The organism is Aromatoleum diolicum (assembly GCF_012910955.1).
GTDB lineage: Bacteria > Pseudomonadota > Gammaproteobacteria > Burkholderiales > Rhodocyclaceae > Aromatoleum > Aromatoleum diolicum.
This window is the reverse complement of sequence record NZ_WTVQ01000125.1, coordinates 1-468: the sequence shown is the minus strand read 5'-3', so window position 1 is coordinate 468 and position 468 is coordinate 1. Positions and strand designations below refer to the sequence as shown.

General features: G+C 54.1%; 1 pseudogene. It reads left to right on the top strand.

Annotated elements, in window-relative coordinates:
- A pseudogene (locus GPA25_RS23700) lies at window positions 1–468 on the top strand (DNA-directed RNA polymerase subunit beta'); the annotation flags it as partial.

Sequence of the window (468 nt, the reverse complement as noted above, 5' to 3'; positions counted from 1 at the left end):
AGATTACGAGTGCCTGTGCGGTAAGTACAAGCGCCTGAAACACCGTGGCGTCATCTGTGAGAAGTGCGGCGTTGAAGTGACCCAGACTAAAGTACGCCGTGAGCGTATGGGCCACATCGAACTGGCTTCCCCGACTGCGCACATCTGGTTCCTGAAATCGCTGCCGTCCCGTATCGGTCTGCTGCTCGATATGCCGCTGCGCGATATCGAACGCGTACTGTACTTTGAATTCTATGTGGTTATCGAAGGCGGTATGACCAACCTGGAACGTCAGCAGATCCTGACTGAAGAGCAGTATCTGGACGCGCTGGAAGAGTTCGGTGACGAATTCGACGCGAAGATGGGGGCGGAAGCAATCCAGGCTCTGCTGAAGAGCATGGATCTGGAGCAAGAGTGCGAACAGCTGCGTGAAGAGCTGAACGAAACCAACTCCGAAACCAAGCGTAAAAAGCTGACCAAGCGTATCAA